Annotated in this window: 23 protein-coding genes and 1 tRNA gene; 8 read left to right on the top strand and 16 right to left on the bottom strand. The window is 70.9% G+C overall.

Translation table 11 applies throughout. The features are described from left to right. Positions 1 to 99 precede the first annotated feature (99 nt). Complete coding sequence (locus tag ACZ7EC_RS18860) at positions 100 to 1,032, top strand: 1-phosphofructokinase family hexose kinase (protein ID WP_471063857.1); 933 nt, start codon at positions 100 to 102, stop codon at positions 1,030 to 1,032. Positions 1,033 to 1,044: 12 nt separating this feature from the next. Here ACZ7EC_RS18860 and ACZ7EC_RS18855 read toward each other — a convergent pair whose 3' ends face one another. Both ACZ7EC_RS18855 and cdgB read right to left on the bottom strand, forming a co-directional pair. Next, the gene (locus tag ACZ7EC_RS18855; protein WP_471063855.1) at positions 1,045 to 1,959 is read right to left on the bottom strand and encodes a carbohydrate-binding protein; all 915 of its coding nucleotides are present in this window, start codon (positions 1,957 to 1,959) and stop codon (positions 1,045 to 1,047) included. A gap of 117 nt (positions 1,960 to 2,076) precedes the next feature. After that, positions 2,077 to 3,726, bottom strand: coding sequence for a diguanylate cyclase CdgB (cdgB, locus tag ACZ7EC_RS18850; protein WP_471063853.1), 1,650 nt, complete (start codon positions 3,724 to 3,726; stop codon positions 2,077 to 2,079). A gap of 304 nt (positions 3,727 to 4,030) precedes the next feature. On the opposite strand from cdgB, the gene ACZ7EC_RS18845 reads away from it, so the two are divergent. Then, on the top strand, positions 4,031 to 4,603 hold the full coding sequence (locus ACZ7EC_RS18845) for a flavin reductase family protein (RefSeq protein ID WP_471063852.1): 573 nt from the start codon (positions 4,031 to 4,033) through the stop codon (positions 4,601 to 4,603). Positions 4,604 to 4,627: 24 nt separating this feature from the next. Here ACZ7EC_RS18845 and arfB read toward each other — a convergent pair whose 3' ends face one another. Next, a complete protein-coding gene (arfB, locus tag ACZ7EC_RS18840) occupies positions 4,628 to 5,065 on the bottom strand; it encodes an alternative ribosome rescue aminoacyl-tRNA hydrolase ArfB (RefSeq protein ID WP_471063850.1) in 438 nt (145 codons plus the stop codon). A 168-nt stretch (positions 5,066 to 5,233) separates the two neighbouring features. Between arfB and ACZ7EC_RS18835 the strand changes: the two genes are divergently transcribed. Further along, complete coding sequence (locus ACZ7EC_RS18835) at positions 5,234 to 5,809, top strand: TerD family protein (RefSeq protein ID WP_471063848.1); 576 nt, start codon at positions 5,234 to 5,236, stop codon at positions 5,807 to 5,809. A gap of 109 nt (positions 5,810 to 5,918) precedes the next feature. On the opposite strand, the gene ACZ7EC_RS18830 is transcribed toward ACZ7EC_RS18835, so the two are convergent. Beyond that, positions 5,919 to 7,310 (bottom strand): M1 family metallopeptidase, encoded by a 1,392-nt coding sequence (locus ACZ7EC_RS18830; protein WP_471063846.1) that lies wholly within the window; start codon positions 7,308 to 7,310, stop codon positions 5,919 to 5,921. Between the two features lie 183 nt (positions 7,311 to 7,493). Here ACZ7EC_RS18830 and ACZ7EC_RS18825 point away from each other — a divergent pair, with 183 nt between their 5' ends. Next, positions 7,494 to 7,994, top strand: coding sequence for a hypothetical protein (locus tag ACZ7EC_RS18825; protein WP_471063844.1), 501 nt, complete (start codon positions 7,494 to 7,496; stop codon positions 7,992 to 7,994). Positions 7,995 to 8,019: 25 nt separating this feature from the next. On the opposite strand, the gene ACZ7EC_RS18820 is transcribed toward ACZ7EC_RS18825, so the two are convergent. Next, on the bottom strand, positions 8,020 to 8,697 hold the full coding sequence (locus ACZ7EC_RS18820; protein ID WP_471063842.1) for a pentapeptide repeat-containing protein: 678 nt from the start codon (positions 8,695 to 8,697) through the stop codon (positions 8,020 to 8,022). 103 nt (positions 8,698 to 8,800) lie between these two features. Between ACZ7EC_RS18820 and ACZ7EC_RS18815 the strand changes: the two genes are divergently transcribed. Beyond that, positions 8,801 to 10,294, top strand: a complete 1,494-nt coding sequence (locus ACZ7EC_RS18815; RefSeq protein ID WP_471063840.1) for an MFS transporter — start codon at positions 8,801 to 8,803, stop codon at positions 10,292 to 10,294. Between the two features lie 179 nt (positions 10,295 to 10,473). On the opposite strand, the gene ACZ7EC_RS18810 is transcribed toward ACZ7EC_RS18815, so the two are convergent. Beyond that, entirely contained in the window at positions 10,474 to 11,880 is a 1,407-nt protein-coding gene (locus tag ACZ7EC_RS18810) for an NAD(P)/FAD-dependent oxidoreductase (protein ID WP_471063838.1), read from the bottom strand. A 10-nt stretch (positions 11,881 to 11,890) separates the two neighbouring features. After that, positions 11,891 to 12,556: a rhomboid-like protein gene (locus ACZ7EC_RS18805; RefSeq protein WP_471063836.1), complete on the bottom strand. Its 666-nt coding sequence runs from the start codon at positions 12,554 to 12,556 to the stop codon at positions 11,891 to 11,893. Between the two features lie 87 nt (positions 12,557 to 12,643). Here ACZ7EC_RS18805 and ACZ7EC_RS18800 point away from each other — a divergent pair, with 87 nt between their 5' ends. After that, the gene (locus ACZ7EC_RS18800; RefSeq protein ID WP_471063835.1) at positions 12,644 to 13,747 is read left to right on the top strand and encodes a right-handed parallel beta-helix repeat-containing protein; all 1,104 of its coding nucleotides are present in this window, start codon (positions 12,644 to 12,646) and stop codon (positions 13,745 to 13,747) included. Between the two features lie 57 nt (positions 13,748 to 13,804). Next, entirely contained in the window at positions 13,805 to 14,869 is a 1,065-nt protein-coding gene (locus tag ACZ7EC_RS18795) for a methyltransferase (protein WP_471063833.1), read from the top strand. An 87-nt stretch (positions 14,870 to 14,956) separates the two neighbouring features. On the opposite strand, the gene ACZ7EC_RS18790 is transcribed toward ACZ7EC_RS18795, so the two are convergent. The 7 genes from ACZ7EC_RS18790 to ACZ7EC_RS18760 all read right to left on the bottom strand — a co-directional run bounded on the left by ACZ7EC_RS18790 (position 14,957) and on the right by ACZ7EC_RS18760 (position 20,212). Beyond that, entirely contained in the window at positions 14,957 to 15,280 is a 324-nt protein-coding gene (locus ACZ7EC_RS18790) for a TcmI family type II polyketide cyclase (RefSeq protein WP_471063832.1), read from the bottom strand. A gap of 27 nt (positions 15,281 to 15,307) precedes the next feature. Next, a complete protein-coding gene (locus tag ACZ7EC_RS18785; RefSeq protein WP_351880300.1) occupies positions 15,308 to 15,787 on the bottom strand; it encodes an SRPBCC family protein in 480 nt (159 codons plus the stop codon). A 1-nt stretch (position 15,788) separates the two neighbouring features. Next, positions 15,789 to 16,043 carry an acyl carrier protein gene (locus ACZ7EC_RS18780; protein ID WP_397985310.1) on the bottom strand — a complete coding sequence of 85 codons (255 nt, stop codon included), beginning with the start codon at positions 16,041 to 16,043 and terminating at the stop codon, positions 15,789 to 15,791. A gap of 19 nt (positions 16,044 to 16,062) precedes the next feature. Beyond that, positions 16,063 to 17,307 carry a ketosynthase chain-length factor gene (locus ACZ7EC_RS18775; protein ID WP_471063830.1) on the bottom strand — a complete coding sequence of 415 codons (1,245 nt, stop codon included), beginning with the start codon at positions 17,305 to 17,307 and terminating at the stop codon, positions 16,063 to 16,065. 7 nt (positions 17,308 to 17,314) lie between these two features. Continuing rightward, on the bottom strand, positions 17,315 to 18,574 hold the full coding sequence (locus ACZ7EC_RS18770; RefSeq protein ID WP_471063828.1) for a beta-ketoacyl-[acyl-carrier-protein] synthase family protein: 1,260 nt from the start codon (positions 18,572 to 18,574) through the stop codon (positions 17,315 to 17,317). Next, a complete protein-coding gene (locus tag ACZ7EC_RS18765; RefSeq protein WP_471063826.1) occupies positions 18,571 to 19,041 on the bottom strand; it encodes a cupin domain-containing protein in 471 nt (156 codons plus the stop codon). Before ACZ7EC_RS18765 ends, ACZ7EC_RS18770 begins: the two co-directional genes overlap by 4 nt. Before the next feature lie 82 nt (positions 19,042 to 19,123). After that, complete coding sequence (locus tag ACZ7EC_RS18760; RefSeq protein WP_471063824.1) at positions 19,124 to 20,212, bottom strand: SchA/CurD-like domain-containing protein; 1,089 nt, start codon at positions 20,210 to 20,212, stop codon at positions 19,124 to 19,126. A gap of 210 nt (positions 20,213 to 20,422) precedes the next feature. Between ACZ7EC_RS18760 and ACZ7EC_RS18755 the strand changes: the two genes are divergently transcribed. Continuing rightward, entirely contained in the window at positions 20,423 to 22,063 is a 1,641-nt protein-coding gene (locus ACZ7EC_RS18755) for an FAD-dependent oxidoreductase (protein ID WP_471063822.1), read from the top strand. A gap of 53 nt (positions 22,064 to 22,116) precedes the next feature. Here the strand turns inward: ACZ7EC_RS18755 and ACZ7EC_RS18750 are convergent. Together ACZ7EC_RS18750 and ACZ7EC_RS18745 are read right to left on the bottom strand one after the other, a co-directional pair. Then, positions 22,117 to 22,175 (bottom strand) — tRNA-Ser (locus ACZ7EC_RS18750). Between the two features lie 589 nt (positions 22,176 to 22,764). Continuing rightward, entirely contained in the window at positions 22,765 to 24,132 is a 1,368-nt protein-coding gene (locus ACZ7EC_RS18745; RefSeq protein WP_471063820.1) for a PIN-like domain-containing protein, read from the bottom strand. Positions 24,133 to 24,330 lie beyond the last annotated feature (198 nt).

The following is a 24,330-nucleotide window of genomic DNA, read 5'->3' as shown; positions in this document are numbered from 1 at the left end:
GGCTTCTCCTGCGGCGGCGGCCGCCCCACGACTGGGCCGGCCGCCGTCTCTTTGGCATGATCGGGGCCCGGAACGACGGCTTCGAGGGAGACAGACCGGGTGATCCTCACGGTCACGCTGAACACCGCTCTCGACATCACCTATCGGGTGCGGTCACTGCGTCCGCACGCCTCGCACCGGGTCTCGGAGGTCATCGAGCGTCCGGGCGGCAAGGGCGTGAACGTGGGCCGGGTGCTCGCCGCGCTCGGGCACGAGGTGACGGTCACCGGATTCGCGGGCGGCGGCACCGGCCGGGCGGTACGGGACCGGCTCGCCGGGACCGGGGGCCTGACGGACGCGCTGGTGCCGGTGGCGCAGGCGAGTCGCCGCACGATCGCGGTGGTGGACGAAGTCTCCGGCGACACGACCCAGTTGAACGAACCGGGCCCGCAGATCACGCCCGCCGAGTGGGCCGCCTTCCTGGACCGCTACGCGCGGCTCCTGCCCGGCGCCTCGGCGGTGGCCCTGTGCGGCAGCCTGCCGCCGGGGGTGCCGGTGGGGGCGTACGCGGGCCTGATACGCACGGCGCGCTCCCTGGGCGTACCGGTGCTGCTGGACACCAGCGGCGAGCCGCTGCGCCGCGGGGTGGCGGCCCGCCCCGACATCATCAAGCCCAACGCCGACGAGCTGGCCGAACTCACCGGCTCCCACGACCCGTTGCGCGCCACCGAGGACGCCCGCCGCCGGGGCGCCCACACGGTCGTCGCCTCCCTGGGCCCGAACGGCCTCCTCGCCGCCACCCCCGAGGGCCGCTGGCGCGCCACCCCACCGGGCCGGGTGCACGGCAATCCGACCGGTGCGGGCGACTCGGCGGTCGCCGCGCTGCTGTCCGGCCTGGTGACCCGCCTGCCCTGGCCGGCCCGACTCACCCACGCCGTCGCCCTCGCGGCGGCCACCGTCCGGGCGCCCGCCGCAGGCGAGTTCGACCGGGCGACGTACGAGGAGCTGCTGGGGCGGGTCACGGCGCTCGAAGCGCCGGGACGGAGCCGGTGAACCGCGGACGGCTCAGCTGGTGACCCGGCCCGCCTTCAGCCACAGCTGGTCCAGCAGGACGTTGCACTTGTCGCCGGGCTGGCAGGAGATGGAGATGGTGTTGTTGCCCTTCTTGAGGGTGGGCCACACGTAGGAGCGGGTCCAGCCCTGGGCGAAGTCGTTGTCCGCGGCGTGCCGCCAGTTGCGCAGCCCGAGCTTGCTGCCGAACTCCTTGCCGTTGACGGTGACGGTCATCGACTGGTCCTCGCCGGTGGCGCTGTACCCGGTGAACAGGGTGTAGTCGCCGTCCGAGGGGACGTCCACGCTCCAGGTGACGGAGGCGCCGACCTGGTTCAGGCCGCCCACGTACTTGCCGCCCGCGGCGCGCGAGCCCTTGACGTCGGCGGCCGGCGTGGCACCGCCCGACCGCTGCACCGAGTCGGCCGCGGCATCGGTCTTCGGCAGGCCCGAACCGGCCGAGCTGCTGCTCGTCGGGGTCGGGTCCGTGGACTGGGTCTGGGCCGGGGTCGTGCCCGCCTGGTTGCCGGAGTTGTCGTCCGAGTTGCCGTGGATCATGGCGACGCCGATGCCGACGACCACCGCGGCGACCACCGCGACCGCGCCGATCAGCAGGCCCTTGGTGTTGGGCCCGCGGCGGCCGGGGCCGGGCTGGGGGGCGGGGGCGCGGCCCGCGGGCGGTGCTCCGCCGGGGAGGGTCTCCGGGGCCTGGTAGTGCGCGTTCGGCTGGCCGTAGGCGCCCTGCTGCGGGACGTAAGGCTGCTGCTGGCCGTACTGACGCTCGCCGACCGTGCGCACTCTGCTGACCGAGTTCGGGTAGCCGTAACCACCGGAGGGCGGCTGGGCTCCCCTGGCCTGGCCGTCTGCGTACAGATAGCCGAACGGGTCGTCTTCCTCGGGCGTGCTCGCGCCGTTGTCGCCGGGCGTCATCCCTTGGTACTCCTCAACAGGTGCGAACGGATACGGTCATGGCTGGAAAGGCGAGCCTACCCGCTCCACCTGAGCCAAACGGGTGACGCAGACCGCATCAACTCGCTGACCTGGGGCTCATCCCGCGCGGCGGTGTTGTTTGGGACGAGATCGTTTCTCTACGTACATCCGCTCGTCGGCGGACTTCAACACCTCGTCGGCCGTCATGCCGCAGTGTGCCCATCCGATGCCGAAGCTCGCCCCCACCCGGACCGCCCGGCCCTCGGCCCGGATCGGCTGGATGATCTCGTTGCGCAGCCGTACCGCCAGGTCCTCGGCGTCGGCGCGGCCGAGCCCGTCGGCGAGGATCACGAACTCGTCGCCACCGAGCCGGGCCACCGTGTCGCCGTCGCGCACCCCCTGGGACAGCCGCCGGGCGACCTCGATCAGGACGGCGTCGCCCGCGTTGTGCCCGAACCGGTCGTTGATCGACTTGAAGCCGTCCAGGTCGCAGAAAAGCACCGCGAGGCCCTTGGTGCCGTCGTCCTGCTCGCCCTCGGGGGCGACGGTGTGCACATGGTGGTCGTAGCCGTCGTACGACTCCGTGTCCGGCGCGAAGTCGAAGCCGTGCCCGGTGGGGCCGTCGAAGCCGGGGTGGCCGTAGGCCGCGTCCAGGGACTCCAGGGCGTGCGGCGGGCGGCGGCACAGCCGGGCGGCGAGCCGTGAGCGCAGCTCGGCGGAGTTCGGCAGGCCGGTCAGCGAGTCGTGCGAGGCGCGGTGGGCGAGCTGCAGCTCGCGCCGCTTGCGCTCCTCGATGTCCTCGACGTGGGTGAGCAGGAAGCGGGGGCCGTCGGCGGCGTCCGCGACCACGCTGTTGCGCAGCGACACCCAGACGTAGCTGCCGTCGCGGCGGCCGAGGCGCAGCTCGGCACGGCCGCCCTCGGCCGAGGTGCGCAGCAGGGTGCCGATGTCCTCGGGGTGCACCAGGTCGGAGAAGGAGTAGCGGCGCATCGCGGAGGCCGGGCGGCCGAGCAGCCGGCACAGGGCGTCGTTGGTGCGCAGGATGCGGCCGTGCTGTTCGCCGCCCATCTCGGCGATGGCCATGCCGGACGGCGCGTACTCGAACGCCTGCCGGAAGCTCTCCTCGCTGGCGCGCAGCGCCTGCTGCTCGCGCTCCAGGCGGACCAGGGCGCGCTGCATGTTGGAGCGCAGCCGGGCGTTGCTGATCGCGATGGCGGCCTGGAAGGCGTACATCTGGAGGGCCTCGCGGCCCCAGGCGCCGGGCCGCCGGCCGTTGCGCGGGCGGTCGACGGATATGACGCCGAGCAGTTCGCCGCTGGAGCCGCCCGCTCCGCCCGGCGTGTACATGGGGGCGAAGAGGCGGTCGGAGGGGTGCCACTCGTCCTCGAAGCGGGGCGCCGGGCCGTCGGTGAACCACTGGGGCACATCGTCGTCGTCCAGCACCCAGCCCTCGGTGTGCGGTATGAACACGAGGTCGCCCCAGCGCTCGCCCATGCCCAGGCGCCGGTCCCATGCCTCGCGGGAGCCGACCCGGCCGGTGATCAGGGCTTCGGCGGCGGAGTTGCCGGCGAACGCGGCGACGACGAGATCGCCGTCGGGGCGTACCAGGTTCACGCCCGCCATCTCGTATCCGAGGGCGTTGACCACGCCGTCGGCGACGGTCTGCAAGGTGTCCGCCAGGCTGCGCGCCGTGTTCATGTCCGCCATGACCTGGTGCAGCTGCCGCAGGGACGCAAGACGGACGTACGGCTCCGACTCGGTCTCCATGCTCGCCCTCCCCCCGAGACCTCGCAGCGAATCAAGGGTCGTCGTCTTCGGCGCCTCGTGGTTGCTCCAGCAGTTTCACCGCCACTGAATCACAGCGCGCTGCTCACCCGGTACACAGGGTCAACAATTCCTGCCCCTTGTGACTCAAGTCACAGCAAAACGTGAACAACTGGGCGGGGTTTCAGCGTTTTCCGAGCGTTCACCGCATGGCCTCTTTCCGGTCCCGCTCCGCCGCTGGTCCTAGGACCCGGCTCGGGCTCGGGCCCGATGCGTCGGGCACAGAGCGCAGACTAGCGTTTCCGGCGTGCTGAAGACGCCTTCTCCCGCCGCCCTCACCGCTTCCGGGCATGCTGAGGGGGTGAGCAACGACGAGTTCCGGGCCGCGATGTCCCGGCTGGCCGCGGGCGTGGTCCTGGTGACCGCGCAGGAACCGCCGCTCGATCCCGACGACCCGGACGCGCCGGGCGTGGAGGACGTCGGCATGACCGCGACGGCCTTCCTGTCGGTCTCCCTCGATCCGCCGCTGGTGCTGGTCAGCCTGCGGGAGGGCTCGCGCATGGACGAACTGCTCGCCGAACAGCCACTGTGGGCGGTATCGGTGCTGGCCGAGAGCCAGCGGCACATCGCGGGCCGCTTCGCCATGAAGGGCCGCATCAGCGACCGGCTCCTGTTCGAGGACATCGCGTACACCCGAGGCGAGGTCACGCACGCCCCGCTGGTCGGCGGCGCGCTCGCGACCCTGGAGTGCCGCACGGAGCAGCGGGTGGCGGCGGGGGACCACACCCTGGTCATCGGGCGGGTGCTGACGGCGCGGGTGCCGAGCGCGGAGGGCGGCCCGCTGACGTATTACCGGGGCCGCTACCGGCAGTTGGGCTGAGCCCTCGACGCGCGAGGAAGGGTCCTACCCCCAGTCGCGCCCCGCGCGCCCGCGCTTGGTCTCGGCGCGCTGCTTCTTCTCCCGCAGCCGGCGCTCGTTGATGCCCCGCGGTATCCGGGTGGGCCTGCGGGGCTTGGGCGGGGGCGCGCTGGCCTCCGCGAGGAGCGCGGCGAGGCGGACGGCGGCGGTCTCGCGGTTGCGCCACTGGGAGCGGTGCTCGGACGACCGTACGGTCACCACCCCGTCGACGAGCCGGGTGGCCAGCCGCTCCAGGGCGCGCTCCTTCCACACCGGCGGCAGCGCCTCGGTGGCGGCGAGGTCGAAGCGCAGCTCCACCTGGGAGTCGCTGGTGTTGACGTGTTGCCCACCGGGCCCCGAGGACCTGGAGAAACGCCACATCAGCTCGGCCTCGGGGAGCGAGACGGAGCCGCGGATGACGTAAGGACCGGACATGCCCTCCATGTTCCCGGCCGGGGCCCGTCCACGTCATCCGGATTTCCCGGATCCCGCGGAGAAGTCCGGGTAAAAAAGGTAAAGGGGCGCGGAACCACCGGGACCCCCCTGGACGTTCTTCCGGGTGCCGGTAGCTTCGTCGGCACGCACAGGGACAACTAGGAAGGGACTCCCAACATGGCTGTAAGCCTGTCCAAGGGTGGCAACGTCTCGCTTTCCAAGGAGGCTCCGGGCCTGACGTCCGTCACCGTGGGGCTCGGCTGGGACGTCCGCACCACCACGGGCACGGACTTCGACCTGGACGCCTCCGCCATCGCGGTCAACGCGCAGGGCAAGGTCTACTCGGACGCCCACTTCGTCTTCTTCAACAACAAGCAGACCCCGGACAGCACCATCGTGCACACCGGCGACAACCGCACCGGCGAGGGCGCCGGCGACGACGAGTCGATCAACGTCAACCTGGCCGGCCTCCCGGCCGACATCGACAAGATCGTCTTCCCGGTCTCCATCTACGACGCGGAGAACCGCGGCCAGAACTTCGGCCAGGTGCGCAACGCCTACATCCGCATCGTCAACCAGGCCGGCGGCGCGGAGATCGCCCGCTACGACCTGTCGGAGGACGCCGCCACCGAGACGGCCATGGTCTTCGGCGAGCTGTACCGCAACGGCGCGGAGTGGAAGTTCCGCGCGGTCGGCCAGGGTTACGCCTCGGGCCTGGTCGGCATCGCCCAGGACTTCGGCGTCAACGTCTGACGTACCGCGCCTGCGCCCTTCCCCGCCCGAGTACCGGGGAAGGGCGGCAGACGGCGCGCCGAGCGCGAACACGGCGGCGCCGCACCGGCAGCGGTACCGGCATCCCCGGTCACGGGTGGGCCGGTTTGCCGTCGCCGTACAGCCAGTCCTTCCAGATCCCACCGAAGTCCTCGTCCGGGAAGCGGTGTCCGACGAACGCCGTGAAGTCCGCGGTGCTCGCGTTGCCGTAGCGGTGGGCGGCCGGCCAGGCGCGCAGCAGGGCGAAGAAGGCCTTGTCGCCGACCTTCTGCCGGATCTTGTGGAGCACCATCGCACCGCGCTCGTACACCGGCGACCCGGAGATGTGCGCGGCGCCGGAGGGGTTCGCGGGCGGGAACGCCCAGAGCGCGCTGTCGTGGGCCCGGTAGTAGTACTGGAAGGTCTGCTCGGCCGTGTCCCCGCCGTGGTCCTCGTCCCACAGCCACTGCGCGTAGGTGGCGAACCCCTCGTTGAGCCACATGTCCCGCCAGGACGCGGGGGTCACGCAGTCGCCGTACCACTGGTGCGCGAGCTCGTGGACGAGGGTGCCCAGCTCCGGCGCGCCGGGGAAGACCGGGCGGTTCTGGGTCTCCAGCGCGTACCCCGCGTCGTCCGGCCGGTCGATGATGACGCCGACGGAGGAGAAGGGATAGGGCCCGAACGTGTCCTCCTCCCACTTGACGACCTCGGGAAGCTTCGCGAGGACACCCGCGCTCGGCCCGGCCTGGGTCGGATCGACCGCGGTGAGCACCGGCAGCCCGCCGGGGCCCTTGGACCGGGCGATGCCGAAGTGCCCGATCGCGACGGTGGCGAGGTAGCTCGCCATGGGCTGCGCGGTGTGCCAGTGGTAGCTGGTACGGCCGCCGCGGGTGGACTGGTCCGCCAACTCGCCGTTGGACACGGCCTGCAGGCCCTTGGGGACGGTCACGGTGATGTCGTACGTGGCCTTGTCGGAGGGATGGTCGTTGCCGGGGAACCACGCCATGGATCCGACCGGCTCGCCGAGTCCGAGCGCGCCGTCGGCCGTGGGCAGCCAGCCCTCCGCGGAGCCGTCGGGGTCGGTGAGGGTGCCGGGGACGCCGGAGTAGCGGACGGTCGTACGGAAGGTCCGGCCCTTGCGCAGATCGTCGTGCGGGCGGACGGTGAGTTCCTGCCCCGCCCGGTTGTAGCGGGCGTCCCGGCCGTCGACGCCGACCGAGTCCACGTGCAGCCCGGAGAGGTCCAGGTCGAACGCGGACAGGTCCTTGGTGGCGCGGGCCGTGATGACCGCCGTACCGGTGAGGCGGCGGGTGGCCGGGGTGTAGTCCAGGGTGAGGGCGTAGTGGCCGACGTCGTACCCACCGTTGCCCGCCTTCGGGAAGTACGGGTCGCGCACGCCCGCGCCACCCGGTGTGCCGCGCACCCCGCTCCCGCACCCGGTGCCGGCCAGGGTGAGCACCAGCGCGACCACGGCGGCCGGTACCAGGCGTACGGATCTGGACATGTCAGCGATCTTAGGCGGAAGCGGATCACGGGGGGAGTCGGCTCCGCGGGCGGGTCAGGCACCGCTTCGCACGCCGCCCGCCTGCGGAAACGCCTCCGGGACACAGCCGGCTCACAGGAAGGGCCGGAGTCCGGGACCGGCACCGCGCCCGGCGTCCCCGCGCCGCCGTGACACCATCGGTCCGTGCTCGATATCGGCTACGCCCTCTCCAACCGCTTCCCCGATCCCCCGCAGACCGACTACCGCCGCGCGGACGTCCGCGCGCTGCGGCACGATCTGTTCTGCGGCGACGTGTACCTCGCGGACACCAAGACGGACCGGGAGCTGTCCACGGCCTGGGGATGGGTGCCGGTGCTGGACTTCGCCTGGGCGCTGTGCGACATCGTGGAACGGCTCGACCGGGATCCGATGGGCTCCCGCGCCGCCCGGCCGCAGCGGGCGGAGCTGGACTTCACCGAGTCCAGTGACCGGATGCTGTTCGAGCGCCGCTTCGGCTGGGTCGACATCGCGGCCGACTGGCAGCCGCTGGACGAGGCCCCCCTCTCCTTCGCCCACGCCGAACTGCGCCGCGAGGCACGGGACTTCCTCCAGGACCTGGTCGCCGACCTCGTCGACCTGCACGAGGACCTGGGCGAGAACCCGGCGATCTGGACCCTCCAGGCCCGCTTCCCCCGCGTCGCGTAAGGCCCCGCCCCCCGCCGTACGCCTCCTACTCCACGCGTATCCCGAGCGCCGCCGCCAGCGCCGGTGCCAGGTCGAGGAGCTGGCCGGTGTCGATCACCGCGCCGGACAGCCGGTCCAGACCCCGCGCGATCTCCAGCGGGGCGGCGCCGCGCAGATCGACGTCCTTCAGCGTGGCCCCGGTGAGGTCCGCGCCCTTCAGCGCGCAGTCCACGAACTCCACCCGCTCCAGGCGGGCGCTGCCGAAGTCCGGTTCGACCAGGACACAGGACTCGAAGACGACGTCCCGCAGCCGGGCCATGCGCAGATTCAAGTAGTCGATCTTGCCGCCGCGCACCACGACCCGCTCCAGCACCGCGCCGTGCAGCTGGGTGCCGCCGAGGCGCGGGTCGGTCAGCTCGACATCGCGCAGGGTGGCCTCGGACAGGTCGGTGCCGACCCCGCGCAGGCCGGTGAGCGCGCAGTCCAGCACGCGGGCGTGGCGCAGCCGGGTCCCGTCGGCCGCGCAGCCGCGCAGGGCGCAGTCCATGAACCGGGCGCCCGCCGCGTCCTGGCCCGTCAGGTCCGCGTCGCGGAACTCCAGCCCGTCGTAGTCCCCGTCCGGGTCGAGCCCGTCGCCGGTCCACGGCCGCAGCGGCGGCAGCCGCAGCTCCGGCCGCCGTGCGCTCCGTCCCACCCGGCTCCCGCCGGTCGTTCCCCTCGCCATGGGTCCCATGCTGCACCCCGCCACTGACAATCGTCCTCACCCGAAGCCGTCCGGGTCGCGGCACCCAGATGCGATACGTCCCGATCCATGCTGTTCTGGCCAGATGAGCATCGGCCGAACGGGTGAGTTCCGGGCCGCCGCGGAGGGTACGGATCCGCACCGCTGGTGGGGGCTGGTCGTCATCGCCCTGGCCCAGCTGATGGTGGTCCTGGACGCCACGATCGTGAACATCGCGCTCCCCTCCGCGCAGCGCGCCCTGCACATGTCCGACGGCAACCGGCAGTGGGTGATCACCGCGTACACCCTCGCCTTCGGCGGGCTGCTCCTGCTGGGCGGCCGGATCGCCGATCTCGTAGGGCGAAAACGCGCCTTCGTGACCGGTCTGACCGGCTTCGCGCTCGCCTCCGCGCTCGGCGGGGCAGCGACCGGCTCCGGGATGCTGTTCGGCGCCCGTGCGCTGCAAGGGGCCTTCGCCGCCGTGCTCGCGCCCTCCGCGCTGTCCCTGCTGACCACGATGTTCACCGACCCGCGCGAGCGCGGCAGGGCGTTCGGCGTCTTCAGCGCGCTGGCGGGCAGCGGTTCGGCGATCGGGCTGATCGTCGGCGGGGTGCTCACCGAGTACCTGACCTGGCGGTGGTGCCTGTACGTCAACGTGCCCATCGCGGCGCTCGCGGTCTTCGGCGCGTTCACGCTGCTGCGCGACCGGCCGGGGCACGGCGACGTCCGGCTCGACGTGCCCGGCGCCCTGCTGGGCTGCGGAGGTCTGGCCGCGATCGTCTACGGCGTCGGTGAGGCCCAGCCGCGCGGCTGGACCGCACCGCTGGTGCTCGCGACGCTGGCGGCCGGGGTGGCGCTGCTCGCGGCGTTCGTGTGGTGGCAGGCACGCGCGCCGGACCCGCTGCTGCCGCTGCGCATCCTGCGCAGCCGGGACCGGGCGGGATGCCTGCTGACGATGGCGTTCGCGGTGATCGGCATGTTCGGGGTGTTCCTGTTCATGACCTACTACCTCCAGGTCGTCCTCGGCTACTCGCCGTTCCGGACCGGGCTCGCCTTCCTGCCGATGACCGCCATGATCCTTGCCGGGGCCACCCAGATCTCGGCGCGGCTGCTGCCCCATGTGCCGCCGCGGCGGCTGCTGGTGCCGGGGATGCTGCTGGCGGCGAGCGGGCTGCTGCTGCTCACCCGGCTGACCGTGCGCTCCTCCTACGCCGCGGAGATCCTGCCCGCCCTGCTGCTGCTCGGGCTCGGCATGGGGCTGACCTTCATGCCGGTGTTCGCCACCGCGACGGCGGGGGTCGCGCCGCGGGACGCGGGGATCACCTCCGCGACCGTCAACACCGCCCAGCAGGCCGGCGGTTCGATCGGTACGGCGCTGCTGAACACGATCGCCACCACCAGTGCCGCGTCCTATGTCGCCGCCCGACCGCACCGGCCCGGCGCGGTCCCGGCCGGCACCGTGCACGGCTACGCCGTCGCCATCGGCTGCGCCGCCCTGATCATGCTCGTCTCCGCCCTGACCGCGGGCCTCATGGTGACCGCCCCGGCACCGAAACACGGCATGCGGGCCGGCCGCCCGGTGCGGGAGCCGGTGGGCTGAGAACGGGACGCGCCCCGATCTCGTCGATCGTCCTGTTCACCGGCGCGGACGAGGGCGCGGAGCCGGCGCCCCGAGCCGGAACCGTCGTCGCACCCGGTGAGCGGCAGGCCGCAGGCGGCTGTCGCGGCGACGTCGCCATGGCGAGGCGGACGCGGTCGTTCATCTGGTCGGCCGGCCCCTCAGTGCCGTCCCGCCACCCGGTCCGCCGCCTTCGCGAGCCGCGAGGACTCCGTCGCCGGGCGGCGGCGTTCGCGCTGATCGGCGGTGTGGTAGGTGGCGTACATGCCGTGGACGCCGAGCCAGCGCAGCGGCTCGGGCTCCCACTTGCGGACCTTGTGGCCGACCCAGGGCAGCTCGGTGAGTCCGGTGCGGCCGGCCTGCCCGGAGTCCTGCTGGACGAGGTCGCGCAGGGTGCGGGCGGCGAGGTTGGTGGTGGCCACCCCGGAGCCGACGTAGCCGCCGGCCCAGCCGAGCCCGGTGGCGCGGTCGAGGGTGACGGTGGCGCACCAGTCGCGCGGCACACCGAGGACACCGGACCAGGCGTGGGTGACGGCGACCCCGGCCAGGGACGGGAAGAAGCGCACCAGGATGTCCCGCAGCGCCTCGACCGTCGCCCGCTGGGTGCGGCCGTCGTTGTCCGTGCGGGAGCCGAAGCGGTACGGCACCCCGCGCCCGCCCAGCGCGATCCGGCCGTCGGCGGTGCGCTGCGCGTACATGTAGGCGTGCGCCATGTCGCCCAGCGTCTCCCGGCCCGCCCAGCCGATCGCCGCCCACTGCTCCTCGGTCAGCGGCTCGGTGGCGATCATCGAGGAGTTCATCGGCAGCCAGGTCCGCTTCTGGCCCTTGAGCGAGGCGGTGAAGCCCTCGGTGCAGCGCAGCACGTAGGGGGCGCGGACGGTGCCGTAGGGGGTGACGGCGTGCTTGGGGCGGATCTCGGTCACCGGGGTCATCTCGTGGATCACCACGCCCAGCGCCTCGACCGCCGCCGCCAGTCCCTTGACCAGCTTCGCCGGGTTCAGCCGGGCGCCGTGCGGGGTCCAGGCGGAGCCGACGGCGTCCGCGACCCGGATCCGCTCGGCCGTCTGCCGGGCGCCGTACAGCTCACGGTCCTTCTCCCCGTACGACAGCTCGTGCTCGTGGAACGCCTTCAGGCGGGCCAGTTGCGCGGGCGTCGTGGCCACCTCCAGGACACCGCCCTTGTGCACGTCGGCGTCGATGCCCTCGGCCTCGGCGACCGCGATCACCTCGTCCACGGTGTCGTTCATCGCCTGCTGGAGCCGTACCGCCGCCTCGCGGCCGTGCAGCTTCGCGTAGCGGTCGCGGCCCGCGATGCCGTTGTACAGCCAGCCGCCGTTGCGGCCGGAGGCGCCGTAGCCGCAGAACTTCTGCTCCAGGACGGTGATCCGCAGAAAGGGCGCGGCCTTCTTCAGGTAGTACGCGGTCCACAGGCCGGTGTAACCGCCGCCGACGATCACCACGTCGGCCGTGGCGTCACCGGGCAGCGGCTCCCGCACCGCCGGGAGGCCGTCGTCCGCGTACCAGAAGGAGATGCCACCGTTCACGACACTGCTCGCCGAGCTGCTCATGGCCGGGAACCTAACCCCTGAGCACGGTCAGTGTCTCCTTCGGATTCCATGCTTTTCCGCGGCCTCTGGTCAGCGGATAGCAGGCCAGGCCGATCAGCATGGCGAGGAAATGCCCGATGTCGGTGAAGGTGGGCGAACCGGCCACGGGCAGCGCGAAGACGGCGAGGACGACGGCGAGGTAGGCGTAGCGCCAGGGGGGCGCGATGCGGTAGGTGAGCACGGCGACGACGCCGGCCAGGGCGTAACTGACCCCGATGTCCAGGGTGTTGACCGCCGAGTGGGGCGCGATGCCGTCCCGGATCGCCTTCAGCAGCAGGCCCTCGCTGACCAGGGAGGCGAGCACATGGGAGGCCGCGCACACCAGGAGCCAGCGGGCGGTGCCGAGCCAGCGTTCGGCCGGGGCGTGGAAGACGGTGTACAGGAACGCGTACGGCAGCCAGTGTCCGCCGTCGATCCACATCGCGCTGGTGACCAGCACCCGCAGCGGGGTGCGGGACAGCTCGTGGATGTTGGTGGACCTGCGGCGCAGGAAGTGCTGCTCGAAGCCGGGCGACATGTGGTGCACCGCGACGGTGGTGACGAACAGGACCGCGAGCCAGACGTAGGTGCCCGGGGCGCTGCGGACGTAGCCCGCGACCGCCCCGAGTCCACGGCGGAAGGGGCCGGCTCGGGTCACGCCGCCAGTATGCGTCGACTCGCGCGGACACGCCGCCGATTGGCCTATCCACACATCTACGGATTATTCGGTCATAACGTACCCAGTATGAAGAGATGTCACCTCGCTTACGCCGCTAGTGCCGTCGCGGCCCTCGTCGGTACGGGAATCGGACCGGGCGCCGCCCCCGCGGCAGCCCTCCACCAGACCCTCGTGGTCCACCAGGGTGAATCGATCCAGCGGGCCGTGAACCACGCGCGGCCCGGCGACACCGTGCTCGTGCTCCCCGGCACCTACAAGGAGAGCGTCACCATCAGCACGCCCCGCGTCACCCTGCGCGGGACGGGCGCGCACACCGTGATCGAGCCCGCCGCGAAGACGACGGCCGGCCCGGCGGCGGGCAAGGACACCAAGGCCACCAAGAGCTGTGCCGAGGGCGGCAACGGCATCTGCGTGATCGGCACCAAGACGACGAACGTCGAGGGCGTCACCGTCGCCGACCTGAAGGTGACCGGCTTCGCCCGCGCCGGGGTGTTCGGCATGGCGACCGACACCATGACCGTGCACGGCGTCCAGGCCGTAGGGAACGCCGTATGGGGCATCGCCCAGGAGCGGTCCGTGCACGGGAGGATCACCGGCAACTACGCGCAGGGCAACGGAGACGCGGGCGTCTTCCTCGCCAACACCATCACCGAGGAGGCCGGCGCCCTCGACACCCGGCAGACGGTGATCGACCACAACCGGCTGGAGGACAACCGGATCGGCGTCACGGTGCGGCGGCTGCGCAACCTCTCGGTGGCCGAGAACCACATCGAGGGCAACTGCGCCGGCGTCTTCGTCGTGGGCGACGAGAACAAGCCCAAGGCCGGTGACCTGGAGGTCGCCTACAACGACGTCACCGAGAACAACAAGTTCTGCGCCAAGACCGACCGGCTGCCCGCCATCCAGGGCTCCGGCATCGTGCTGACCGGCGCCGAGAAGACCGCGGTGGACGGCAACCGGGTCACCGGCAACTCGGGCAAGTCCCCGCTGTCCGGCGGCATCGTGCTGTTCAAGAGCTTCGTCGGCGTCACCAACGACCACAACCGCGTCAGCGGCAACGCGCTGGCCGGCAACGCCCCCGCGGACCTGGTGAACACCGAGACCAAGGGCATCGGCAACAGCTTCGACCACAACGCCTGCCGGGTCTCCAAGCCCGCCGGCCTGTGCTGACCGCCCGACCCCGCCCCCGCTGGACCGACGCACGCCGAGAACGAAGGAAGGCGGCAGATGACCACCGCTGAGACGGCACCGCCGAACCGGGCCACCGCCGAGGCCCCGACCGCCCCGCCCCCGCCGATGCGGCTGCGCGAACTCGCCTTCGGGGCGGCCCTGTCCGCCGCCGTACGGGCCGCCGCCCGCCTCGGCGTACCCGACGCCCTCGGGGACACCCCGCTGAGCGCCGAGGCCCTCGCGGCCGCGGTGGGGGCCGAACCCGGCCCGCTGCGCCGCATGCTGCGGGCCCTGGCCTGCTACGGCGTCTTCGCCGAGCGGCCCGACGGCACCTTCGCGCACACCGACATGTCCCGGCTGCTGCGCGAGGACGACCCGAACAGCCTGCGCGCCATCGCGCTGTGGTGCACCGAACCGTGGACCTGGGCCGCCTGGCCCAAGCTGGACGAGGCGGTGCGCAGCGGCCGCAACGTGGTGGAGGGCCTGTTCGGCAAGGAGTTCTTCACCTACCTGAACGAGGACGCGCCGGAATCCGCGGACGTCTTCAACCGGGCGATGACCCGTTCCAGCGAGCAGTCGGCACGGGAGGTCGCGGCCCTGCTCGACCTGTCGGGCGCCGCGTCCGTCGCCGACCTCGGCGGCGGCCAGGGCCATGTGGTGGCCTGCCTGCTCGACAAGTACCCACAGCTGCACGGCAGTCTGCTGGACCTGCCGCGCGTGGTGGAGAACGCGCTGCCGCGGCTGCGCGAGGGCGGCGACCTGGCCGGCCGCGCGCAGATCGTGCCGGGCGACATCCGCGAGGCCATCCCGGTCAAGGCGGACGTCTACGTCATCAAGAACATCCTGGAGTGGGACGACGAGAGCACGGCCCGGCTGCTGCGCAACGTCGTCCAGGCGGGCGGCCCCGGCACCCGCGTGATCGTCATCGAGAACCTGGTCGACGACACCCCGTCGATGCGGTTCAGCACGGCGATGGACCTGCTGCTGCTCCTCAACGTCGGCGGGGCCAAGCACACCACCGACAGCATGGTGAGCCGGCTCACCGCAGCGGGGCTCGACGTGGACGGCGCCCGGCCGGTGAACCCGTACCTGCACGCGTTCGAGTGCCGTGTGAGGGCGTGACCGCGGAGCCGTACCCGAACCGTCGGTCGCCGGGCCCGTCGCACCACGGGCCCGGCGACCGATGTCCGTCCGGATCGAACGCGCGTATCAGGAGCGCTCCCAGACGTAGAAGCGGCGCGCCATCGCGTCCTTGGGAGAGCGCCAGGTCTCCGGGTCGTACGCGCTGACGTATGCCGTCAGCCGTTCGCTGACGTCCCGGAACTCGGGGTGTTCGGTGACCTTGGCGATGGCCGGGCCCGGTTCGCGCTCGGACTCGATGAGGTGCATGTACACATCGCCGAACTGGAAGAGACTGCGCCGGGTGACGCCCACCAGCTGGGGCAGCTCCCCCCGGTCGGACTCCTCGAAGATCTTCGCGATGTCGGGGGCGGAGCCCGGAGCCATCCGGGCGACGATCAGGGCCTGGTGCACGGTGCTTCCCTTCGGGTGCGATGGCGCTCAGTCGGCGAGCGCCGGGGCGGGCCGGTGTCCGGCGGCGGCCTTCTCGATCTTGTCGCGGATCAGGGCCATCTGGACCTTCGAGTTCTTGTTGATGTTGTCGGTCATCCAGTCGTCGTCGACCGGGGCCTCCGGCTTCATCGCGAAGTCCTGCGTCCACACCATGCGGGTGCCGGCCGGGACCTCCTCGTAGGCCCAGTGGATGTCCATGTGGGCGAAGGGACCGGTCTCCACCCGGCGGGCCCGGACGGTGCGGGTGGCGCGGTCGGGCTCGCGCTCGGAGACCCAGCTCCAGACGGTGCCGTTCTCGTCCGGGTGCATGGTGAGCCGGAAGGTGGTCTTCTCGCCCTCCCGCTTGAGCACCTCGACGGCCGCGTACTCGCTGAACAGCTGGGGCCAGCGCTCCAGGTCGTTGGTCATGTCCCAGACCAGGTCGAGCGGGGCCGCGATGGTGATCTCGTTCTGGGTGTGTCCTGCCATGTCAGGCTCCTGCCATCAGCGTGTTGTTGACGAGGTTGAGGAACTGCTGGGGGGTCTTGCAGCGCTCGGCGTCCACCGGCATCGGGGTGCCGTGCTCGTTCTCCAGCTCGCCGACGATGCCGAGCAGGCCGAGCGAGTCGACGCCGAGGACGTCGAAGCCGGTGTCCGGCCTCTCGTTGAGCTGCTCCGGGCTGACCGTGACCCCGGCCGCCTTCTTCATGAGGGCTGCGAGTTCTTCGACGGTGATCTTGGACATTGCTCTCCTCCTTTGCTGTTCACCGCGCGCTGGGGTGCCGCAGCACCAGCGCCGAGTTCGACCCCATGAGGCCGCGGCTGAGGACCAGCGCGGTACGCGGCTGGGCGACGCGGGCGCGGCCGGTGACGAGGTCGAGGTCGTGGCAGACGTCGTGGACGTTCGGGGTCGGCGGGATCAGGCCGTGCTCCATCGCGAGGACGGCCGCGGCGGTGTCCAGGACGGGGGCCGCGCAGTAGCCGCGCCCGGTGCCGGTCTTGGGCGCGGTGACCGGCACCCGGCCGCCGTGCGCGCCGAGGGCGTCGGCGATGGCCAGCGCCTCGGCCCGGTCGGCCGCCGGCACCCCGAGGGCGTCGGCGAAGACGACGTCGACCTCCTCGGGCGCGCACTCGGCCTCCGCCAGCGCCTGCCGGATGGCCTGGGCGAGGCCCGCGCGGGACTCCTCCCAGCGGGAGGCGCCGGTGAAGGTGGCCGCGTGCCCGGCGACGAAGGCCCGGATGTCGGCGCCGCGGGCGCGGGCGGCACCGGCGGCCTCCACCACGAGCATCGCGCCGCCCTCGGCGGGCACGAATCCGCACGCGTCCTTCGTGAACGGCCGGTAGGCGCGCTCCGGTTCGCTCGACCGGCTCAGCTCCGCGTAGCCCAGCTGGCAGACCATCGAGTACGGCGCGAGCGGGGCCTCGGTGGAGCCGGCCACGATCGCGTCGGTGCCGCGCCGCACCGCACGGGCCGCGTGCGCGAGGGCGTCCAGACCGCCGGCCTCGTCGGAGGCGACGACCGAGCAGGGGCCCTTGAAGCCACGGCGGATGGAGACCTGGCCGGTGCTCGCGGCGTAGAACCAGGCGATGGACTGGTACGGCCCCACGAACCGGCTGCCCTTGCCCCACAGCCGCTGCAGCTCGCGCTGGCCGAACTCGCCGCCGCCGGAGCCCGCCGCGGTGACCACCCCGATGGAGTACGGCGACTGGTCGGTGTCGGCCTGGCCGAGCCGGGCGTCGCTGAGGGCGAAGTCGGCCGCGGCCATGGCGTAGTGGGTGAAGCGGTCGGTCTGGACGAGGAAGCGCTCCTCGATGGTGTCCGCCGCGTCGAAGGCGCGGACCTCGCCGGCCACCTTCAGCGGCAGGCGCTCACAGCCCTCGCGGGTCACCCGGTCCAGGACGCTCAGTCCCTCGTGGGTGGCCTTCCAGAAGGTGTCGGTGCTGATGCCGTTGGGCGCGACCACGCCGATGCCGGTGACGGCCGCACGCCGGTCCTGGGGTTCGCTCATCTCGTCCTCACTCCCTCGGCCGGGTCAGGATCACCGCGGACTGGAAGCCGCCGAACCCGCTGCCCACGGAGAGCACGCTGGTCAGCTTCCGCTCGCGAGCCGTACGCGGCACGTAGTCGAGGTCGCACTCGGGGTCGGGGGTCTCGTAGTTCGCGGTCGGCGGTACGGCCTGCTTGGCCAGGGCCAGCACGCAGGCGACCAGTTCGATGGCGCCGATCGCCCCGAGGGAGTGGCCCACCATGGACTTGATGGAGCTCATCGGGGTGTCGTAGGCGTGCTGCCCGAGCGCCCGCTTGACGGCCGCCGTCTCGTGGCGGTCGTTCTGCCGGGTGCCGGAGCCGTGCGCGTTGACGTAGTCGATCGCCGTGGGGTCGAGCCGGGCCTGGTCGAGGGCGGTCGAGATGGCCCGCGCCATCTCCAGGCCCTCCTTGGTCAGACCGGTCATGTGGTAGGCGTTGCCGAAGGTCGCGTAGCCGCCGAACTCGCAGTAGACGTGCGCCCCGCGGGCCCGTGCGTGCTCCAGCTCCTCCAGGACGAGCACCGCGCCGCCCTCGCCCATGACGAAGCCGTCACGGTTGTTGTCGAAGGGCTTGGAGGCGTGCGCGGGGTCGTCGTTGTTCGGTGACGTGGCCTTGATCGCGTCGAAGCACGCCATGGTGATGGGGGATATGGGCGAGTCCGACGCACCGGCTATGCAGATGTCGGCCCGTCCCTCCTGGACGGTGTGGAAGGCGTAGCCGACGGCGTCCAGGCCCGACGTGCAGCCGGTGGAGACGGTCTGCACCGGACCCTGGGCGCCGAATCGTTCCGCCACCGCGGAGGCCGCCGTCGCCGGGGTGAAGGCCCGGTGCAGCTGCGGCTGGGCCCGCTCCGGGTCCACGTCCCAGCGCTCGCCGCCATGGCTGACCAGCACGTAGTCGTGCTCCAGACGGGTGGTGCCGCCGACCGCGGTGCCCACCGACACCGCGATCCGCCAGGGGTCCTCCCGCGCCAGGTCCAGGCCCGAGTCGCGGACCGCCTCGTCGCCCGCGACCAGGGCGAACTGGATGTAGCGGTCCGCCCGTGCCACCTGTTCGGCGTCCAGGCCGTGCGCCGCCGGGTCGAAGTCGCACTCGGCGGCGATCCGTGAACGCAGCTGGGAGGGGTCGAAGAAGGTGATGCCCCGCGTCGCGGTCCGGCCGTTCGCGAGCAGATCCCAGAACGCGGGGGTGCCGATGCCGCCCGGAGCGACGATGCCTATGCCGGTGACCGCCACGCGCCGGGTCATGACCGGACCCCTCCGCCGTCGGCGCCCGCCCCGGCCGGCTCGGCCCCCGGCTCGGTCAGCACCGCGGCGGCGCCGATCACCGACGTCTCCTCGGTGTCGACGTGCCCGAGCTGCGGGCGGGGCGCCAGCGGGCCGAGGTGGAAGACCATCCGCGCCTCCACGTCGCCGACGTTGCGGAACCGGTGGCGCATGTCGATGGGGATCATCAGCCCCTGCTCCGGGCGCAGCACGTGTGTCTCGCCGTCCAGGTCGACCTCCAGCTCGCCGCAGACGACGTAGACGAACTCCTCGGAGTAGGGGTGGTAGTGCTCACCGATGCGGTCGCCGGGCTGCACGATGGCCACACCCATGAAGCCGCTGGTGGAACCGACCGTGGCCGGGGTGAGCATGGCGCGCAGATCACCGCCGCGCCGCGTGTTGGGCTCGACCTCGCTGAGGTCCACGATTCTGGGACGGGGTTTGATCACGACATTCCTCCGGTGGATGTGATCGGGCTTCGGTGGGTGTGATCGGGCCGCCGGGTGTGGCCCGGAGAGCGGACGGGGCCGCTCAGACGGCCGGCGACCGGCGGTCGGTGACCAGCTCCATCCGGGCGGCCTCGCCGGCCAGCAGCTCGCGCACCTCGGCGGCCAGCGCGGCGTCGCCGGGCAGCGGGTCCACGTCCGCGCCCTCGGCGGCGAGGTCCACCAGCCGCACCACGACGTCCTCGCGCTCGAAGACCGTGCTGCGCAGCACCTGGCTCGACGGGTCGTCGGCGGCCGCCGAGTCCGCCTTGGCGAGCAGCTCGGCGAGCTTCATCCCGCGGCCCGCCCTGGCCGGGTAGTACAGGGCCCGCCGGGTGCCCTCGGGCCGGTCGTCCGCCATCACGTGGTGCACGGCGGGCAGCGCCGCGCGGGTGAAGAACAGCCGGGCCGACTCCTGGTCGTTCAGGTCCCGGTCCTGCTCCAGGTAGGGGTTGATGGCCTCCTCCACGGCCCGCACCTCGGGCGAGCGCGACACGTGCCGCAGCGCGGCCAGCAGGTCGCCGCGCACCTCGATGGCGCGCACCACCCGGTTGCCGTGCATGAACAGCGAGGTGCGCAGCAGCCGCGTGGAGTCGTCCACCCGAGGCTCGGGCGCCGCGTAGTCGGCGAGCAGCTTGGCGACCTTGTCCTCGGTGCCGGGCTTCACGGTGAAGGTCAGCGCGTGCCGGATCACTCCGTCGCCGATCCGCACCTCCGTCTGGAGCCGGCCGCGGGCGGGCGCGTCGGTCTCGTAGGCGCGGCCGGTCTCGCGGACGATGTGGAAGCGCAGCGAGCGGGTGTTGCGCACGCAGGAGTGCAGCGGCTCCACCATCCGCACGTGCTCCTCGCTGTTCACCCAGGTGAGGAACGGCGGGGCGCTCTCCCACTCGCTGGTGATGAGCCATTGGGATGGATTCTCGATGGACTGGCAGAGTTGGTCGCTGACATGGCCGGGCACCGACGCAACCTGGTTGCAGAGCTGCTCGTACGCCTCCAGGAACTGCTGCTGCGCGCCGTCGAAGACGTCGACCAGCAGGACGACCCGGAGCCGCGAGCCGTCGAACACGGACTGGGAGACACGCTTCGACGCGTCGCGCGCCGGTACTTCTGACAGGCGTTCAGAGGTGGTGGTCATGGTGCGGGCATCTCCTTGGCGGGGGATCTCGGGTGCGCCGGTCACCGCCGTGACGCGACGTCAGCGCTTCTTGATCCTGTGCCGACGCCGGTAAGCCCGCGACTCGTAGGAACCACGTGGGTGATCCCGTGCGCAAATGGCCCCAACAACGGTGATACCGGGCAAGAGACTCACAGGCGCCTTGTACGCACCCCTGCCTCTGGAGGCTCGATGCATCACACAGCCGACCACCGGGTTCCCGTCCTCATCGTGGGCGGCTCTCTGGTGGGCCTGTCCACGTCCCTGTTCCTCGGCCGCCTCGGCGTGCGCCACATGCTCGTGGAACGGCACTCCGGGACCTCGCACCACCCGCGCGGACGCGGCAACAACGTGCGCACGATGGAACTCTTCCGGGTGGCCGGCATCGAGCCGGACATCAAGGCGGCGGCCTCCCTGCTCGCCGACAACCACGGCATCCTGCAGACCCCCACCCTCGTCGGCGACGCCGGCGAATGGCTGTTCAAGGAGATCGACCCCGGCGGCGGCCTGCGGAGGTTCAGCCCCACCTCCTGGTGCCTGTGCAGCCAGAACGACCTCGAACCCGTCCTGGTGGACAGCGCCCGCGAACTCGGCGGCGACCTGCGCTACCACCACGAGATGGAGTCCTTCGAGCAGGACGCCGACGGGGTGACCGCCGTCGTCCGCGACCGCTCCACCGAGGAGCGCTACACCGTACGGGCCGACTACCTCGTCGCCGCCGACGGCCCCCGCAGCCCCGTCCGCCGCGCCCTCGGCATCGGCCAGAGCGGCCCCGGCGATCTGTTCGCCAACGTCAGCGTCACCTTCCGCTCCACCCGGCTGGCCGACGTGGTGGGCGAGCGCCGCTTCATCTGCTGCTACCTCACCCACCCGGACGCCGACGGCGCCCTGCTGCCCGTCGACAACAAGGAGCGCTGGGTCTTCCACGCCCCCTGGCACCCCGAACACGGCGAACTGCTGGAGGAGTTCACCGAGGAGCGGCTCCAGCGGCACATCGCCGCCGCGGTCGGCGTGCCCGACCTCGATGTGCGGATCACCGGAATGGCGTCCTGGCGCGCCGCCGAACGGGTCGCCGACTCCTACGCGCGGGGCCGGGTCTTCCTCGCCGGCGACTCCGCCCACGAGATGTCCCCGACCGGCGCGTTCGGCTCCAACACCGGCATCCAGGACGCCCACAACCTCGCCTGGAAGCTCGCCGCCGTCCTCGACGGCTGGGCCGGTCCCGCGCTCCTGGACAGCTACGGCGCCGAGCGCCGCCCGGTCGCCGTCGCCACCAGCGCCCGCGCCTCCGCCCGCTCCGTCGAGCACAGCCACCCCGGCTTCGCCCCGGCTCCCGGCGTCGGCGGCGCCAAGCGCGGCGGCATCCTCAACGTCGTCCTCGGCTACCACTACCCCGAGGGCGCCGCCGTCGGCACCGACCCCGAGGCGCCGGTCGTCCCGGACGCCCTCTCCCTCACCGGCCGCCCCGGCACCCGCGCCCCCCACCTGTGGCTGCGCCAGGCCGCCCGCCGCCTGTCCACCCTCGACCTGTACGAGCGCTCCATGGTGCTGCTCACCGACGCCCCGGACGACGCGGGCTGGTACGAGGCCGCCCGGCGCGTCGCCGCCCTGGACGGGGTACGGCTCGACGCCTACCGGATCGGCCCCGGCGGCGACGCCGACCTGATGTACGACACCGAGGGCGACGACTGGGCCGAGCTGCACGGCGTCGGCACCGACGGCGCGGTCCTCGTCCGCCCGGACGGCTTCGTCGCCTGGCGCGCCGAAAGCGCCTCCCCCGACCCCCAGGCCGCCCTCCGCGAGGCCCTGAAGACCGTCCTGCACCGGCCCTGACCTGCCCCCACAACCCCACAGGGCCGCCCAACCGGGCGGCCCTGTGCCATACGAGCCCCCTGTCGGATTCGAACCGACGACCTTCGCTTTACAAGTTCGACCTCGCCTCGGCTGAGTCGGAGCGCACCACGCGCACGAGTGCCGTAAGTGTCCGCCGGTCGTCACCACTGTTCGTGGGCGTTGATGTCAACGTTGGATGTCAACAGAACAGGTCCGGGACGGGGCAGACCTCCAATGGCTCGCCCGGCCGGTCGACCCAACCCAACCAAACATGCCGTTAAGTGCACCGCCACAGCGTCCGGCAAGTCCGCCGGACTGCATGGGCTGGCTGCACTCGGGACAAGCAGGCGCTTCGCCGGTCACGTGGAGCACCCGTAACGGAGTGACTGCTTCGTCCTGAAGCAACTTGGACAGGGTTTCTGCCTTGTTTCGGGCGCGTGTTACTTGCACTGCTTATCAACAGGCGTCCGCACTCGTCCACCGTTGTCCGTCCGCGTTGTCACGCAGTTAGACACTCATCGGTCATTGTGGCCCGGTGGGCTCAAGGCTGCCGACCATACTGTACCAATGCCCCAATATGCCGTTGCAGACTGGCCTGTCGCTCACCGTCTTTCGGCGAAGGCATCGTCGATGCTGGCATCCCAGATCATCAACAGGCTGAAAGGGACGCTGTCTTTCGAGTCACAGAAACCCTGTACGCTTCATGAAGCATCCACCTCATCAGAACTCGAGGAATCCCAATCCCCATCGACTGCCGCTTGAATTTCATTCTCCAGGCTTCTGCGGAACTGGTCTATCTCGTAATCGACCTGTTGTAGCTCTTCGTGGACGATTCTCGCATGCACGCGAGCCCCTTCGAGTGTTTTTGTTACGTCAGTCAATTCCTTCTTGGCCTGATTAGCTGCGGTGGGCTTAGCCGCCAGGTAGTCACGCAGGTTCTTCTGTTGAGCCTTGTAAAATCTAATCTGATGTCCAGCATCCGCCACCAATTGCCGAGCCTGCTCACGCCTAACAATTAGCTCTTTGGCGCGCTCAAACGCCTCGGAGGACTCGTCGCCATCTTCACGCATTCTTTCCAGTAGCTCATCAAGTGTTCTCGCGCGAGCTACTGAAACGCGCATTCCTTGTGTTTTGGGGGTCGACACTGAGTTACTGGGGGCGCTCAGTGCGACGGCCTCTAGGGTCTCTTTACTGACCTCGGCCCCTAGGTGCTCTTGAGCGAGCGCGAGGAATTCACTGGGACGCAGAAGATAGAAGGGCACTCCTGCCCTATCTTTCATTTCGGTCACGAGCTCCGGCCTAGGCCCCAGTCGGTACTCTCTATCTCTCCTAACCCAGTCTTCTTTGTTGTCACGAGTGACGAAGAGTATCGCCCTTGATCCGCGACCGGCCTCTTTGATGATTTGTTCCCAAAGGACTAGGTCGCCAATGGCTCGCGACTTGTCCTTATGTGCGTCACAATAGCCTGGGGGAATCTTCTTTTCAAACCTAATGTCCGCCTGTTTGCTTACGGCATCCAACTCGTCTGCAGACAAGGGGGGTCCAACCCTGCCTGCAAGCATTTCATCTACGGCGCGCAGGATGTGATCATCACGCAGTGCGCTTGCAATGGTGATATCGGAAGAGTCGCGCATCGCAATAACATCTCTGACGATGCTTGCAATTGATTTACTGAGCTCATTTGCCGCGTTAGAGAACCTGTCCTGTGGCGCTCCGCATGCTTCCCTAAGACGCTCCAGAGACCCGAACGCCTGTTTCTTAATGGCGTCAAACTCTTCCAGAAAATTCTTGTAAAGCGCCGCCTGGTCGCGAATCGCATTAAATCGTCGCTCATGGAACTCTTGGCCCACTCGATGAGGGATCCAGAGTCGCTCCCCTGCCGCCCTGAAAGCGTTAATCTGCTCCGTTCGAACATCGGGGATCACGCGATACAGATCAAGCAAGACGTTTGCATCTAAGACGACAGTGGCCTCTTTAAGCGCTTTCTCTAGCTCGGCAGCAGACGGGTTATAGTGCCCCGGAAACCAATCTCTGAGATTGCCTGCCGACAAAACTTCTTCCTGGCTCACTGCCACCCCCGAGCGTCTAGATGAACAGGTACTCTATCGGATCTCTTGCGCGGTTTCCTGTAGTCCAGGACCACTCATCGACAAGGTCGGCGGAGCGGCTTTGGGCTGGAGCTGCTTTGGGGCGAGTGATCATGGCCCCGTAAGCTTGCGGCGCGTCGGGCAGTCTGTGGACCTGCCCGGTAAAGCACGACGTTGGGG

The sequence above is a fragment of the Streptomyces sp. NPDC037203 genome, assembly GCF_055605065.1.
Note: the sequence above shows the minus strand (reverse complement) of the source record. Positions and strands in the feature narration are given on the sequence as shown.

Coding starts and splice junctions, on each gene's coding strand:
- ACZ7EC_RS18855 (WP_471063855.1), bottom strand. CDS start 1,959: ATGACGCCCGGCGACAACGGCGCGAGCACGCCCGAGGAAGACGACCCG.
- cdgB (WP_471063853.1), bottom strand. CDS start 3,726: ATGGAGACCGAGTCGGAGCCGTACGTCCGTCTTGCGTCCCTGCGGCAG.
- arfB (WP_471063850.1), bottom strand. CDS start 5,065: ATGGAGGGCATGTCCGGTCCTTACGTCATCCGCGGCTCCGTCTCGCTC.
- ACZ7EC_RS18835 (WP_471063848.1), top strand. CDS start 5,234: ATGGCTGTAAGCCTGTCCAAGGGTGGCAACGTCTCGCTTTCCAAGGAG.
- ACZ7EC_RS18830 (WP_471063846.1), bottom strand. CDS start 7,310: ATGTCCAGATCCGTACGCCTGGTACCGGCCGCCGTGGTCGCGCTGGTG.
- ACZ7EC_RS18820 (WP_471063842.1), bottom strand. CDS start 8,697: ATGGCGAGGGGAACGACCGGCGGGAGCCGGGTGGGACGGAGCGCACGG.
- ACZ7EC_RS18815 (WP_471063840.1), top strand. CDS start 8,801: ATGAGCATCGGCCGAACGGGTGAGTTCCGGGCCGCCGCGGAGGGTACG.
- ACZ7EC_RS18810 (WP_471063838.1), bottom strand. CDS start 11,880: ATGAGCAGCTCGGCGAGCAGTGTCGTGAACGGTGGCATCTCCTTCTGG.
- ACZ7EC_RS18800 (WP_471063835.1), top strand. CDS start 12,644: ATGAAGAGATGTCACCTCGCTTACGCCGCTAGTGCCGTCGCGGCCCTC.
- ACZ7EC_RS18795 (WP_471063833.1), top strand. CDS start 13,805: ATGACCACCGCTGAGACGGCACCGCCGAACCGGGCCACCGCCGAGGCC.
- ACZ7EC_RS18785 (WP_351880300.1), bottom strand. CDS start 15,787: ATGGCAGGACACACCCAGAACGAGATCACCATCGCGGCCCCGCTCGAC.
- ACZ7EC_RS18780 (WP_397985310.1), bottom strand. CDS start 16,043: ATGTCCAAGATCACCGTCGAAGAACTCGCAGCCCTCATGAAGAAGGCG.
- ACZ7EC_RS18775 (WP_471063830.1), bottom strand. CDS start 17,307: ATGAGCGAACCCCAGGACCGGCGTGCGGCCGTCACCGGCATCGGCGTG.
- ACZ7EC_RS18770 (WP_471063828.1), bottom strand. CDS start 18,574: ATGACCCGGCGCGTGGCGGTCACCGGCATAGGCATCGTCGCTCCGGGC.
- ACZ7EC_RS18760 (WP_471063824.1), bottom strand. CDS start 20,212: ATGACCACCACCTCTGAACGCCTGTCAGAAGTACCGGCGCGCGACGCG.
- ACZ7EC_RS18755 (WP_471063822.1), top strand. CDS start 20,423: ATGCATCACACAGCCGACCACCGGGTTCCCGTCCTCATCGTGGGCGGC.